Source organism: Cyclobacterium xiamenense, from assembly GCF_900109255.1.
Lineage (GTDB): Bacteria > Bacteroidota > Bacteroidia > Cytophagales > Cyclobacteriaceae > Cyclobacterium > Cyclobacterium xiamenense.
The window spans coordinates 399,929-413,227 of the sequence record NZ_FNZH01000001.1 but is presented as its reverse complement, the minus strand read 5'-3'; the positions used below and the strand labels follow the sequence as shown (position 1 = coordinate 413,227).

Annotated in this window: 14 protein-coding genes; 6 read left to right on the top strand and 8 right to left on the bottom strand. The window is 48.1% G+C overall.

Going from position 1 to position 13,299, the window contains the following annotated elements:
• Positions 1-359: 359 nt before the first annotated feature.
• Positions 360-875, bottom strand: a complete 516-nt coding sequence (locus tag BMW71_RS01445; RefSeq protein ID WP_092168453.1) for a hypothetical protein — start codon at positions 873-875, stop codon at positions 360-362.
• 662 nt (positions 876-1,537) lie between these two features.
• Here BMW71_RS01445 and BMW71_RS01440 point away from each other — a divergent pair.
• From BMW71_RS01440 to BMW71_RS01420, 5 genes are read left to right on the top strand one after another with little or no spacing between them, the layout of a single operon-like run.
• Positions 1,538-2,101, top strand: a complete 564-nt coding sequence (locus tag BMW71_RS01440; protein WP_244891039.1) for an RNA polymerase sigma factor — start codon at positions 1,538-1,540, stop codon at positions 2,099-2,101.
• Positions 2,073-3,260 carry a porin family protein gene (locus tag BMW71_RS01435; RefSeq protein WP_143057521.1) on the top strand — a complete coding sequence of 396 codons (1,188 nt, stop codon included), beginning with the start codon at positions 2,073-2,075 and terminating at the stop codon, positions 3,258-3,260. The genes BMW71_RS01440 and BMW71_RS01435 overlap by 29 nt, the downstream gene beginning before the upstream one ends.
• A 21-nt stretch (positions 3,261-3,281) precedes the next feature.
• Entirely contained in the window at positions 3,282-3,647 is a 366-nt protein-coding gene (locus BMW71_RS01430; protein ID WP_092168447.1) for a hypothetical protein, read from the top strand.
• Positions 3,648-3,653: 6 nt separating this feature from the next.
• Positions 3,654-4,196, top strand: coding sequence for a YceI family protein (locus BMW71_RS01425; RefSeq protein ID WP_092168444.1), 543 nt, complete (start codon positions 3,654-3,656; stop codon positions 4,194-4,196).
• Positions 4,193-5,071, top strand: a complete 879-nt coding sequence (locus BMW71_RS01420) for a DUF5777 family beta-barrel protein (RefSeq protein ID WP_092168441.1) — start codon at positions 4,193-4,195, stop codon at positions 5,069-5,071. The genes BMW71_RS01425 and BMW71_RS01420 overlap by 4 nt, the downstream gene beginning before the upstream one ends.
• A gap of 12 nt (positions 5,072-5,083) precedes the next feature.
• Here the strand turns inward: BMW71_RS01420 and BMW71_RS01415 are convergent, their stop codons facing one another.
• A complete protein-coding gene (locus tag BMW71_RS01415; RefSeq protein WP_092168438.1) occupies positions 5,084-5,470 on the bottom strand; it encodes a VOC family protein in 387 nt (128 codons plus the stop codon).
• A 103-nt stretch (positions 5,471-5,573) separates the two neighbouring features.
• The gene (locus tag BMW71_RS01410; RefSeq protein WP_092168435.1) at positions 5,574-6,974 is read right to left on the bottom strand and encodes a Gfo/Idh/MocA family protein; all 1,401 of its coding nucleotides are present in this window, start codon (positions 6,972-6,974) and stop codon (positions 5,574-5,576) included.
• A 413-nt stretch (positions 6,975-7,387) separates the two neighbouring features.
• Between BMW71_RS01410 and BMW71_RS01405 the strand changes: the two genes are divergently transcribed.
• On the top strand, positions 7,388-8,392 hold the full coding sequence (locus BMW71_RS01405) for a Gfo/Idh/MocA family protein (RefSeq protein ID WP_092168432.1): 1,005 nt from the start codon (positions 7,388-7,390) through the stop codon (positions 8,390-8,392).
• Here BMW71_RS01405 and nagA read toward each other — a convergent pair.
• The 5 genes from nagA to BMW71_RS01380 all read right to left on the bottom strand — a co-directional run bounded on the left by nagA (position 8,382) and on the right by BMW71_RS01380 (position 13,298).
• Positions 8,382-9,590, bottom strand: coding sequence for an N-acetylglucosamine-6-phosphate deacetylase (gene nagA / locus BMW71_RS01400; RefSeq protein WP_092168429.1), 1,209 nt, complete (start codon positions 9,588-9,590; stop codon positions 8,382-8,384). The genes BMW71_RS01405 and nagA overlap by 11 nt on opposite strands.
• A gap of 21 nt (positions 9,591-9,611) precedes the next feature.
• Positions 9,612-11,033, bottom strand: a complete 1,422-nt coding sequence (locus BMW71_RS01395) for a sodium:solute symporter family protein (protein ID WP_092168427.1) — start codon at positions 11,031-11,033, stop codon at positions 9,612-9,614.
• Positions 11,030-11,257 (bottom strand): hypothetical protein, encoded by a 228-nt coding sequence (locus tag BMW71_RS01390; RefSeq protein WP_092170138.1) that lies wholly within the window; start codon positions 11,255-11,257, stop codon positions 11,030-11,032. The genes BMW71_RS01395 and BMW71_RS01390 overlap by 4 nt, the downstream gene beginning before the upstream one ends.
• Before the next feature lie 116 nt (positions 11,258-11,373).
• The gene (locus BMW71_RS01385) at positions 11,374-12,144 is read right to left on the bottom strand and encodes a 3-ketoacyl-ACP reductase (protein ID WP_092168424.1); all 771 of its coding nucleotides are present in this window, start codon (positions 12,142-12,144) and stop codon (positions 11,374-11,376) included.
• Positions 12,145-12,155: 11 nt separating this feature from the next.
• Positions 12,156-13,298 carry a Gfo/Idh/MocA family protein gene (locus BMW71_RS01380; RefSeq protein ID WP_092168421.1) on the bottom strand — a complete coding sequence of 381 codons (1,143 nt, stop codon included), beginning with the start codon at positions 13,296-13,298 and terminating at the stop codon, positions 12,156-12,158.
• Between the last annotated feature and the right edge of the window lies 1 nt (position 13,299).

The window sequence follows — 13,299 nt, the reverse complement described above, 5'->3', positions numbered from 1 at the left end:
TTCGTCGCCCTTTCCCCTATTGTTTGAGCTGCGTCAATATACGCATTTTCAGGCAAGCACGTAATTCACTGTATCCGATGAAGCGGCAATGCCTGTAAACAGTCACGGCGGCCGCTAGAATGTGCCAAACTGATTCCAATCCAGGAAATGTTCCACAAGCGTTAGTCCCGATAAACCGTACCAGAAGAAAGAAATCGATCATTGCCCGCATGTTTACCAAAAAACGCAGGATTTACTGCCCTCATTACCAGCAGGACGGCACCGCTCGTACCGGGGATTTCTAGGATTTATTTTTGTCGATAAAAACCGCCAAGTACTTGCCGAAAAAATAATGCGGGAATCCTCGGACGACGTTATTTCTAAAATGCTTTGCCAATTTTAAAACGCGCGGCGGGGATAACTTCCCCATCGCTAAACACATTACCTGTATGAGGTCCAATATCGAAACTTACCAGGATATTGTTTTTCCAAAGACGGCTGATACCGATTGGTAGGTACCCATAAGATCCCTCGGAAAAGTACCCCGCTCCCCCAATTAATCCTATATAACCATTCAATTTCCCTGCCCTCGCTGGCGCAAAATACAGCTTCGGGCCAATAGACAGGCCTATTAACCCGACAGCAACCTCTCCGGCTAGTTTTGCGGAAAACAAACGCTCATAAAACAAACCCAGTAGGGGTTCTGCAATTCCTGCTTGTAGCCCAAGGACGCTTTTTACCGATGTCATCTTAGTGGATTTACCCGCCGAAAATGCAGGAAATCTTTCCTTGGTTGTGTATTCAATATGCCGACTATCTGAATTGAAAGAAAGGTTATCTTGCGAATAGGCTATCTGCGAAACGAACAGAAAAAGTAGAACGATGATTTTTCCCATTTTTTAACAAGATGAACAATAACAAAATATAAAGCAATAAAATCCCACGAATTAGTTGAGCGCTAGAAAACATGAAACAAGCCATTCCCGCCGGGCAAATCGCTTCGTCGGCGCACAGATATCTGAATTTCCACCTGGCATCCAAAATACCGGGAGAAAATTCAATGGAACGTCAACCTTACCTGGGATGCATTTTGATACAAAAACGGAACTTCTTCTTCAGGGAGAGGCTGCGCTGCATGGATCGTTCACCTACTTGTGGTTTTCCCAATAAAGTCAGCAGACAGCCTGCCCACAAATAAGCATCGTTTAGAATTATTTGCTGATAACCTCTCCGGGTTGTTGCAACGGGCCGGACAAGGAAGCACTACCGGCCAGGGTATACCCCTTAGGAAGCCAGCTACTATTGCTGCCAACGGGCCCGTTTTTGATTGTTTAACAACCGTAAGGTGAAAAATCCGCTCAACGCCCTTGCAACCGAATAGGTTTTGACAGCGGAAGCACCATTCGAAATTGGTAGCCGCCAAAAAGGAAGCTTTAGACAGACTTCCGGTGATAAAAATACAATTTGGTTATTTAATAGGTACGATTCCGTAAATTACTGTCACCTACGCAACCATTTGGTGCTCCCGCCTGTACAGGCGAATACAAACCCAGCAACCGTGAAAAAACACCTGTCAAAAGAGCTCATCCGTGGAATTTCGAGCGCTGACCCGAAAAGTCAGGAGGAATTGTACAAGCAATTCTACAGCTATGGAATGAGCATTTGCCTCCGGTACGCCACAAGTAGGGAAGAAAGTGTAGAAATACTCAATGATGGCTATTTAAAGGTGTTTCAACATTTTGATCGGTACGATACCACGCGCCCCTTTACCCTTTGGTTTAGGCAAATCTTGATCAACGGAGCCATTAACTACTACAAAAAAAACCAAAATCATTCCCAAACTATTGGCCTGGAAACCATTTCAGAAATCCCAGATCTTGGAAAGGACGTAGCCGATGACCTGAAATACACGGAGATGATCCAACTTATTCAGGCGCTACCAATGCAATATAGAACGGTATTCAATTTATATGCAATCGAAGGATACGATCACCAGGAAATCTCGAATATGCTGGGCATTTCCCCAGGAACCTCAAAATCAAATCTTCACAGAGCGAGACAAAAGTTGCGGGCAATGTTAATCGTTAGAAATCATGAAGAAGCAAGTATCAAAAATGAGTGATAAAGAGCTGGATGATTTCTTTAGAAAATTATCCGCCGAACCAGAAATTCCCTATGAATCCAAGGATTGGGACCGGTTTGAAAAACTGCGGAGCACCAACAATGTAGCACAGCCTATCAATGGTTTTTGGTGGTACTTACTCGGGTCTCTGCTGGTTGCCGGACTTATATTCACGGTTTTGATGACGGTTTCAACCGATGGTATTCAAACCGGTAATGAAAATTCGCTACAACGTGATTCTTCCTTGCGAACCGATTCGGAAGCGTTCGTTGATAATAAAGCAAAACTCCCGGTTGGAAAAAAACCATTACCCGCCATTTTTGAGAGCAACCGCTCGAAACGTCAGAATGCCGCTGCAGCGAGCCAAAAACCCGTACAAAAACCTACTTCGCTTACCGGAAAAAGGGCCGCAAAAAACCCGAGAACAGCCATTCCCCTGCTTTGGGATGCGGATTCAAAAGGGACCGTATTTGATGAATTCAACCGTGTTTTGTACGTGGAAATAGACGAAGGCATCCATAAAACTTCAAAGATCCTGGTGGACCCGATCGCATCTATCCCCCGAAAAAATGGGATCGCACTCGGATTCATGGTTGCTCCCGATATCAGTGCCATCCGCTTTGACCATTTTGCTAGCTCTGGCAGAAGCGTCGGTTTCAGTTTGGATTATTTTGTAGGCAGCAGCTGGAGCCTTTCGATTGGCGCAATTCATGGCCAAAAGCGGTACCGAGACGGACGGGGGTATTGGCGGGGATACGATACCCCTCATCAAGCACTCATCGGCGACTGCTGGCTGATCGAAGTTCCCCTGAATATAAAGTACTACCCCATCAACGGATCGAAAAGCCGCTGGTTTATTAGTTCAGGTTTGTCTTCGTATTTCATGCTGAAAGAAGCCTACTCGCTGGTTTATGAGAACTACAGTGGAGATCGCTACACGGAGGAAATGGAAATCCTCGGTAGTAACCAACATCTCTTTGGCGTGTGGAACATGGGGTTGGGTTACGAGCGGAAAATAGGTAAAAATTTCGCCGTGCAAACCGAACCCTATATCCGTTTGCCGCTGGCAGGTATCGGAGAAGGCAACCTCAATGTAAAAAGCGTGGGTATTTTCTTTGGCATCAAGTATTATCCATCCAATAAAATCGTAAACTTCTAAACCCCAACAACTCCACGACCGATGACTACTAAATACAAACTATTTCTTGTTTTCCTGGTATTTGTATCATTTTCCTTTTTCACCTGCGCGACTGAGAATGAAGAGGATATGTTACCAGAGGTGGAGCGATGCGGTGAGCAGACCGTATCGCTGTCAAACGATGTACTTCCGATTATTACCCAAAACTGTGCCGTATCAGGGTGTCATGTCTCCGGAACCAGTCGGGTAAACCTGTCTATCCAAAGCAATATCCTACAACATGCGAATCAGATTAGGAGCTTTACTCAAAGTGGTTTCATGCCGCCGGAAAGATCGGGAAACCAACTCACCGACCTGCAAGTAGAAACCATTTTCTGTTGGGTCGATCAAGGTGCGTTGGACAATTAATTTACCATGAGACACATCCTATTACTTAGCGTATACCTGTTTGCATTGGCGACCCTGCATGCACAGGGGTACAAAACCACTACGGGAAAAGTGGGTTTCTTCAGCGATGCTCCTGTGGAAGACATTACAGCTGAAAACCAAGCGGTTACCGGACTGTTTAATCTTCAATCCGGAAATCTAGCATTCCTGGTCCCAATCAGTGCGTTCCGCTTTCCAAAATCGCTAATGCAGGAACATTTCAATGAACGGTTCATGGAATCTTACAATTATCCGGAGGCTACGTTTGCGGGGAAAGTAAGCGGGTATGTTCCCACCGCTGCAGGACCGCAGGACGCGCTCGCTGAGGGTACACTAACCATCCACGGCCTGACCAAACCTTACCGCATTCCCGGTACCTTGTCAATTGAAGACGATCGGGTACTAATGAATGCAACGTTTGTGGTGAAGCTGGAAGACCACGCTATTGAAATTCCCAGCGTACTTTTCTACAATATTGCCGAACAAGTAGAAGTAACTGCCCAATTTGTATTTGAAAAAATAGAAAAATGACCTGCAAATCCTTCTTCCTATTTCTTCTCGTATCCCTGTACATCCTTCCCGCAAGAGCCCAGGAAGCCTTTTTGGATCAACTAAAAACTGAAAGTAATGCCGATTGGGACAGCCCACTTTCGACGTTCAAAGCCATCCGGCTAATCAATGGCCACACGGTAGAAACCAGAAGAAAGGGGAATTTGGAATTTTTAATTGCGCACCGCTTTGGCCGCGTAAACACGGGGGCCTACCAGTTTTTCGGAATGGATCAGGCAAACATGCGCCTGGGCTTGGATTATTCGTTGGAGGATTGGCTTACCCTGGGCATTGGCAGAAACTCCTTCAACAAAATGTACGATGGGTTTATTAAAATCAGACTGCATCGTCAGGGGCAGGGAAAAACCAAGCTCCCCATTTCCGTGGTGTGGCTTTCGAATAGCTCCATCAACACCCTTCAACGACCCGAACTACCCATGAATCTGCGACGAAGACTGCGGTACGCGCATCAACTTCTCCTCGCAAGCAAACTAAACCATTCGGCCTCCGTCCAGCTTATGCCAACGTACATTCATCAAAACTTAGTCAGCGAATCCGGCGAAAAAAATAAGGTTTTTGCTTTGGGAGCAGGAATGAGCTATGGCATTACCAAAAGCGTATACCTTACCATGGAATACTACCACCGGATAACCGATCCTGCCAATGACAGCAGGAATCCCCTTTCCTTTGGCGTGGACATTGAGACGGGTGGCCATGTTTTTCAACTGCACCTGACCAATAGTCAGGAAATGACCGAAACCGGCTTTATTCCTTCCACGACGGGTAATTTCTTTAAAGGAGATATCCACTTTGGGTTCAATATCACCCGCAACTTTCAGTTAGGCAAACCCCGCTAGATCGATTTTAGGCTATTTCAGCATGGGTTTTGCCCGCTTACAAAACTGAATGGCCAGGCCCCAGGGGTCCCGTAGCATCAACAACCGGGTTCCATCTGCCAGGGTATCGTCGCTCACCAACACGGCTCCTGCCGCAACAAGGCGCGATTTTTCCTGCTCCGGATCTTCGGATACAAAGGCCAGGTGTAGCATCAAGGGATCCAGCTTGGCAAATTCCAATACCGACGCCTTGGAATTTTGGTAGAGTTCGATCATCACTTTGCCGCTATCATCGGCCAGAAACGTCATGTAGGGCGCCTCGTCCATTTTTTTTACGACCGTTAATCCCAAATTCTTTTCGTACCAGTCGGAGACTGCTTGGGGGTTTGTTACGTTGATTGCCAGGTGTTCGATTTTCATAGGGTAAAGAAAGATAGGGTGCAGGGATCATCAAATGCCAAAAGGTACTAAAAAACCCCTCCATTAACCAAAAAAGGCCGTATGGAGGGGAAAAATTAATTACTTAGGTCCGGTTGGGGCTTGGTTGTATGCTGGTAAGATCGGCGATCTTTACCGGTCCATTGCTTTCGATACTGTTTCTAGCAGCCACGCCGATCAAGACCGACATGATACCGTCCCGCAATCCTGCGGAATGTTTGTACGGATCGGCTGCCTCGGGGTTCTTGAAGATTTTATCGTGTAGCCGCTTGTCGCCTCCTCCGTGCCCCCCACGCTCGCTGACGACCTGAATGATTTGGGGTTTTTCCCGGTTCTTGTGGAGCACCAATGGTTCCCGATTCATGTCCTCGGATAGGTTTTGGTCCATTTCTGCCGCGTGAAGCGCCTCCTGATCCATTGTTTCGTTGCTCATAAAAGGAATATCCAGCCAGGCATCGATTCGTCCCTTCTGCCCATTAAACGCAATCTTCCACCCTTCGTAGGGGCTATAGGTAGTCAGGGAGTAATTGACCACGGCTTTGTTGGCGTATTTGATATTCGCAGACATCTTATCGTAAATATCGATTTCGTGCCGGTATACGCAGCCATCTCTAAAATAGCCGTCGTGGTGCTCGTTTTCCGCGTACAACTTCATGTCACGTGGGCTTTTGGTAATATCCCAATAGTACGTGCAATCATTTTTGTGTGCACAGCTGCGGCAATTTTTGCCACGGAACGGGCCGTTGCTGCCGTAATGCTCCAGGGCACCGTAGGCAAATACTTCTTCTGGGTCCGAATCCAGCCACCAATTGAGCAGGTCAAAATGGTGGGTCGCTTTGTGCACCCAAAGGGATCCTCCGTTTTCGGTAACCCCGTGCCACCTACGAAAATAGGAAGCCCCGTGGTGGGTGTTGAGGTACCAATGAAAATCTACCGATGTGACTTCTCCGATTTCCTTATTTTGGAGCAGTTCCTTTATCTTGGTGATATACGGGCTCCAGCGGTAGTTAAATCCGACGATCAGGTTTTTATTGGAGTTCTTTTCAGCGTCTAAAATTTGCTGACATTTGGCTTCGTCCGTAGTGAGGGGTTTTTCGGTAAGCACATCGGTCCCGGACTCCAGTCCCTTGATAATAAATTCGTGGTGGGTGGAATCCATGGTGGTCACGATCAATAAGTCGGGCTTGGTAGTTTCCATCATCTCGTCAAAATCCACGAAGGTGGGACAATTCACTTTCATGTATTCCAATGCATAATCCAACCTCCCAGGGTTGATGTCACTCAATCCCACAAACTCCAAAATATCCGAATACTGCTCGACCAGTCTTCTTCCCCAAAATGAGGTACCGCGCACCCCGGTACCCACCAGGGCTATGCGTAGCTTGCGCTTCATTCCAAATCCCATCAGGGGGGTACTCACGGCAGTTCCAGCCGCCAGCAAGCTCACGGCGTGAAGAAAAGACCTTCTTGAAAATAAATTCTCCATGGTAGACGAATTGGTTGATGATTGAATCGATCGCTCGGAAAATCAACGCCTGATTCCGTTGCGCAATCGATTGCATTTTACCTATTATTTAAGAATTTGCCAACTATTTTCCAGCAGTACAGAAATTATCGCTTTCAAGAACTCGAGGATCGATATAAAATTTTATTTTGAAAAAATATTTTCATGTTTAATATATACGTTTTTTTTTACTTTTTCACCTGATTAAACAAACGATACTATTGAGTTATGAAATCCAAGCGGCTAGCGACTACTTACTTATTTATAATGATTATACATAGGGCCACGGGCCTTAGGTTGGGTTTGGTTGCGAATACCCGTAACTTGTTGTTGCGAATTGTCACCTGCAACGAATGCTAGCTGCAGGTCTTGTTTTAACCAATATACCCATCTCTATGAAAAGAAAACTTAAATGGGGCGTCCTGGGCGCCGCAAAAATTGCCCGGGAAAAAGTGATCCCTGCCATGCAAAACAGCACCGATTACGAAATTTATGGCCTGGCTTCGAGAGAGCTGGAGCGGGCACGAACCGTGGCCAATGAGCTGGGAATCCCAAAGATTTACGGTTCCTACGAAGAATTGATCCAGGATCCGGAAATTGACGTGATCTACAACCCCCTTCCCAATGATTTACATGTACCCTATACCCTGCAGTGCATTGAGGCTGGGAAACACGTGTTGTGTGAAAAGCCCCTGGCCCTGGACGCAGATGAAATCGATGCTTTGATCGCTGCCAGAGACAAAATGGGGGTAAAAGTAGGAGAAGCCTTTATGGTCGCATCCAATCCCCAATGGATCAAGGCCAGGGAATTGGTTCGAAATGGCTATCTGGGACGCATCAAAGCCGTACACGGGTTCTTCAGCTATTTTAACCTGCAGGGTGACAATATCCGCAATATCCAGGAAAAGGGGGGCGGAGGTATCTGGGATATCGGATGTTATCCTGTCTTCACCTCTCGGTTTGTCCTTGAAAAAGAACCGGGAAGAGTCGTGTCCATGCTGGAATTTGACCCGCAATTCAGAACCGACAAGCTGGGGTCTGTTCTTGTAGATTACCATGAAATTCAAATGACATTCACGGTAAGTACACAACTTACGCCTTATCAGCGCATGTTGTTTTATGGAGAGGAAAAAATCCTTGAGGTACGGATTCCCTTCAATGCCCCATCGGATCAAGGTAACGAATTGTACATCCATGATGGCAACTTCCTTGAACCAAACCCGGAACGGATCGTTTTGCCGGTAAGCAATCAATACACGGCGCAGGCGGATGATTTTTCCCGGGCAATTCTGGAGGACACCGAGGTTCCGGTAAGCCTGGAAAATGCCCGGGCAAACACCCGAATTTTACAGGCTATTTTCGAATCCGACCGGAATGAAAAATGGGTGGCTATTGACTGATTTCCTCGGATGCTTCCGAGTAAACCAGCCTACCCTCCACCAGCGTAAGGCTTACCCGAATATCCGCATCAAACAGTACGATATCGGCGTCCATTCCTCGGCGAATGGCGCCTTTTTTATGCCCAATTCCCATGATGCGCGCGGGGGTCTGACTTATCATTTTCACTGCCTCTAACAGCGGTACATCGGCCATGCCGATCATGGTTCGAAGCAAGCGGTCTGCGGTGGCCACGCTGCCTGCAAACGAACTGCGATCGGGTAGTTTTGCCACCTGGTCTTCAATTATGACTTTGAGCCCATCGTCTTTGTGTCCAAGTATGCTCTCTCCTTCCAGCATACCGGCTCCACGCATGGCATCCGTAATCAGTGCGATTTTCTCCGGGCCCTTTACCTTGTAAATCAGTTTTAAAAGCGGAGCGGGTAGATGCACCCCATCTGCAATGATCTCCACGTCCAAGGCGTCCAAAAGCAGGCTGCTTTCGATTACGCCCGCAAAGCGGTAGGCGTTTTTTCGGGTCACACCGGACATACCCGAATACAAATGGGTTGACAGCGAATAACCGGCTTCAATCGCTTCCAAAACTTCCTCGTACACGGCATCTGTGTGAGCGATTGCAGCCAGGATACCTTTTTCACGCAAGCGCCTGCCAAAGTCCAGGGCACCTTTGCGCTCGGGAGCCGCACTCCAGCGCGCAATGAGATGGGAATATTCCAGGATTGCTTCGTATTCGGAGGGATCCGGATCCCGGATGTACCGGGGGTCCTGAGCACCCCGCTGATTCATGGCAAAATACGGCCCTTCCAGGTGCATCCCCAGAAACGTGGCTCCCTTATCCGTGTAGCGGGAAGCCTCCTCGTAGATGCGGAGCAAGTGTAAAAGCTGCTCCCCAGTACTTGTCAATGAGGTAGGCACCATCGCCGTCGTTCCGTGTCGTGCATGCAGCTGCGCAATCTGCTGAAAACCCTCCACTTCTCCGTCCATAAAATCGTGTCCCCCTCCCCCATGCACGTGCAAGTCAATAAATCCGGGCGAAACAAAACGGCCAGCGGCATCGATGGTCAGCACATCCGGCAGCGCACGATTATCAGGGAAAATAGCGTCAACGCGCCCGTCCCGTATCAGGACGGACGCGTTGCGTACTATTTCAAAAGGCGTAATGACCTGCCCATTGATGATTTGTAAGGATCTCTTGCTCATACCATAGCGGGTATTTTCGGTTTATCGGTCCTTGACCGGAGGAACCAGCTGTTGTTTTTTACCCGTAAGGTGACTAATGAGTGCTACCAGCCCCAAAAATACAAAGAGCAAGAGGTCTAGCCTCAAGCCCGCATACATGTCGGGAATAAAGCCGGCCAGTGAACTCAAGAATACGAGCAATCCGCCGAGGGAAAAATAGATAATGGCCGGAGAAACCTTTCGGTCACTAAGAATCCCCAAAATGATCATGGGGCCCATGATTCCGGTACCGGCAAAACTGACCCTGGCCAGCAAAACCAATTGGTCAAACACGATGATCGAGAAAAAGAAAGCGATGATCGAAAAAACAAAAATGCCAATTTTTGTATTTCGCATGATGCTGTTTTCATTGCCTCGCAAAAGACCCCGCAATTCGGATCCCAAAGCAAAGATTTGCGCATTGGTAGTCGAAAGCCCCGCAGCAATCAAGCCGATAATCGCCAAAGCGGCCACTGCATCCGGTTGATCGTACAGAAATGCATTGGCGAAAAACTCGTCTCTGCCATATTCCGAATACAGGTCCGCTCCGTACATGCCGATAAAAATGGTAGGAAGGATCACCAAAATCGCGAAAGCCCCGAGGGATACGGCCATGAGTTGCATGGTTTTCATACTTTTCATTACCACGATCCGGGTGGTAAATTGCGGCTGCGTGACCGGAATCATCAGAATCGCGATCAACGAAGCAATCAAAAACTGTGGCGTCAGCAGACCCTGCGGACCGGGCGTAGACAAGAGGTCCTCTTGCATTGCACCGACCTTTTCGAACATAGGTCCGATACCTCCAAAATGACTCAGGCAAGCCCAGCCAATGATCCAAATGACGCCCAATAAGAGGAGTCCTTGAATGGCATCGCTGAAAATAATTGCCTTTAACCCACCGATTTCACTATACACCAGCATAATAAGCACAATGCCTGCCGACCAGCCCCATGCCGGAAAAGACCCTGGGAAGGCCGCATCCATAAAGATAGCAATGCCTTGTATCTGAATTCCCACGTAGGGAATCAAAAACAAAAACGCGCTGAGAAAGAATACATACCCGGCAAGTTTGTTTTCGTAACACCTGCTGATCAATCCCGAAACACCCCGGAATTCCATTCCCTTGACCCGGTTACGAATATGGTAGCCAAACCATAGGAGTAAGAAGACCATGGCCCCGTCGGAAACCGCGAGGAAAATCCAGGCGCCTACCCCATTTATCCGGAAAAAATCCGGCATTCCCAAAAACGTAAAGGTGCTAAACAGGGCCGCAGCAAAGGTCAATACCCCCAGCGTCAATCCAATATTGGACCCAGCCATCATGAATTCTTCTGAAGACCGATTCTTCTTGTACGACTTCAACGAAGCGAAAACCAATAGGCCTGCATAAATGAGGCCAAATACCCATACCCAGAATATCATAAATCCTCCTCCTCATTTTGCATACCCGGGTGTACACGTGTACCGATGTAGGTAAGTACGACCAAAAGTACGGTAATAATAAAACTGGTCCACAAGCTATAGGGAACTCCTCCAAGTGCAGGCGTAGCTATTCCTTGTGGAATGACGAGAGGAGTAAATGTCAGGATGCAAAGACCGATCGCAGCGACGCAACAAATCCTCCAATAAAGTTTCTTTTTTTCCATTTGAGTTGGGTTTCGTTTGTTTGATTGACAATATACGTTTGTTGACTGGATTAGTCCAAAATTTTTAGAAAATGCGCCACTAACCGGATTTTCCTCCCGGTTGGTGGCGCATGCCATTATAATCTTGGGATGGTTAGTCCCCCATCTACCATGATCACCTGACCGGTAGAATAGGGAAAGTCTCCTTTGGCCAGGGAGGCGACGGCCAGCCCTACGTCTTCCGGCAGCCCCCATCTGGCCTGTACGCATAGGCCCTGACCAAGCAAGGCATCGTATTTTTCTTTGACGCCCGAGGTCATGTCGGTTGCAATGATGCCGGGACGCACCTCGTACACGGGGATAGCAAATTCGCCAAGCCGCACGGCAAAAAGCTGTGTGGCCATGCTCATACCCGCCTTCGCTACGCAATATTCTCCTCGATTGACAGAGGCTACCGTCGCAGAAATTGACGAGACATTAATGATCGCCCCTTTAAAATCTGCAGACTCCCTTTTCTGCGAAATCATTCGGTTTGCGGCCAGCTGAGAAAGGAAATAAGCGGAGTGAAGGTTCGTTTTTAACACGTAGTCAAAGCTTTCTTCCGACGCCTCCAGGATGTCCTTTCGTTCCTTGGGCGCTACCCCCGCATTGTTTACCAATACGTGAAGCCGACCAAAATGCGCATCAATGGCGTCCATAATTCCTTGCCGTTCTGCAGCATTTCCTACATCCCCCTGGCAATACACTACCTCCGCTCCCAGGGAGCGCAACTCGTCCAGGCTCGCTCGGGTATCTTCTTCCTTTCGCATGCCATTAATGGCCAAGTCAAATCCCTCCCTGGCCAGACACCTGGCGATTCCCAAACCGATGCCTCTTGAGCCACCAGTAACCAGCGCTACTCGTTTCATAGCCATATATTTTATAGTTCAGGAATGTCTACCCAGGCGCGCTTTGCCCAACTTTCCAAGCCTTTTTCTGCCAACTGTACCCCTTTGGCACCTGCTTTCATGTCCCAGGGAAAAGGCTCATCGGCAACCACATGCTTTAAAAACAGTTCCCATTGCACTTTAAATGCGTTATCCATGGGCTCTTGCTCCGGAACCTTGGACCATCCTTCGTAAAAATCGATCGGCTGCACGATATCGGGATTCCAAACGGGCTTTGGTGTATTGCCGTAATGCTGAATGTAACACTCCCGCAAACCAGCCACGGCCGAACCCTTTGTCCCATCCACCTGAACGGTCAACAAATCATCCCTTCGAACGCGTACGGTCCAGGATGAATTAAAATGGGCAATAATATCTCCCTCCAATTCAAAGGTGGCATACGCCGCATCGTCGGCTGTGCAGGTATATGGTTGCCCCTGCTCGTCTACCCGTTCTTTGATATGGGTGGCACCAGTGCAGGAGACTGCCTTCACTGCGCCGAAAATATTGTCCAACACATACCGCCAATGGCAGAGCATATCAACGATAATGCCTCCATCGTCTTCCTTCCGGTAATTCCAGGATGGCCGCTGCGCGGGTACGGTATGTCCTTCAAAAACCCAATAGCCAAACTCCCCCCGTACGGAAAGGATTTCTCCAAAGAAATCATTTTCGATCAAGCGTTTTAACTTCCTGAGCCCAGGCAGCCACAATTTATCTTGAACAACGCCGTTTTTTACTCCTGCCTTGCTGCATATCTCGTGGAGTTCGAGTGCTGTGGCCGTATCCACCGCTACCGGCTTTTCACAATAGATGTGCTTACCCGCAGCGACGGCCTGCTTGACTGCATCTGCCCTGCGGCCGGTGGTCTGTGCATCGAAATAGATGCTATAGCGCTTGTCTTGCATCACGGAATCCAGATCGGTGGTATACGCCTGTACACCGGACCTCTTGCTTAATTCCTGCAATTTGGCTTCGTTTCTGCCTACCAATACGGGGTCCGGCATGATGCGATCGCCATTGGCCAGCTTGACGCCCCCCTGCTTGATAATTTCCACGATGCTGCGCATTAAATGCTGGTTGGTACCCATCCTTCCGGTGACACCGTTCATGATAATTCCTACTTTATGTTCCATG

Coding starts and splice junctions, on each gene's coding strand:
- BMW71_RS01445 (WP_092168453.1), bottom strand. CDS start 875: ATGGGAAAAATCATCGTTCTACTTTTTCTGTTCGTTTCGCAGATAGCC.
- BMW71_RS01390 (WP_092170138.1), bottom strand. CDS start 11,257: ATGGAAAAAAAGAAACTTTATTGGAGGATTTGTTGCGTCGCTGCGATC.
- BMW71_RS01420 (WP_092168441.1), top strand. CDS start 4,193: ATGACCTGCAAATCCTTCTTCCTATTTCTTCTCGTATCCCTGTACATC.
- BMW71_RS01435 (WP_143057521.1), top strand. CDS start 2,073: ATGAAGAAGCAAGTATCAAAAATGAGTGATAAAGAGCTGGATGATTTC.
- BMW71_RS01430 (WP_092168447.1), top strand. CDS start 3,282: ATGACTACTAAATACAAACTATTTCTTGTTTTCCTGGTATTTGTATCA.
- BMW71_RS01395 (WP_092168427.1), bottom strand. CDS start 11,033: ATGATATTCTGGGTATGGGTATTTGGCCTCATTTATGCAGGCCTATTG.
- BMW71_RS01425 (WP_092168444.1), top strand. CDS start 3,654: ATGAGACACATCCTATTACTTAGCGTATACCTGTTTGCATTGGCGACC.
- nagA (WP_092168429.1), bottom strand. CDS start 9,590: ATGAGCAAGAGATCCTTACAAATCATCAATGGGCAGGTCATTACGCCT.
- BMW71_RS01385 (WP_092168424.1), bottom strand. CDS start 12,144: ATGAAACGAGTAGCGCTGGTTACTGGTGGCTCAAGAGGCATCGGTTTG.
- BMW71_RS01380 (WP_092168421.1), bottom strand. CDS start 13,298: ATGGAACATAAAGTAGGAATTATCATGAACGGTGTCACCGGAAGGATG.
- BMW71_RS01410 (WP_092168435.1), bottom strand. CDS start 6,974: ATGGAGAATTTATTTTCAAGAAGGTCTTTTCTTCACGCCGTGAGCTTG.
- BMW71_RS01415 (WP_092168438.1), bottom strand. CDS start 5,470: ATGAAAATCGAACACCTGGCAATCAACGTAACAAACCCCCAAGCAGTC.
- BMW71_RS01405 (WP_092168432.1), top strand. CDS start 7,388: ATGAAAAGAAAACTTAAATGGGGCGTCCTGGGCGCCGCAAAAATTGCC.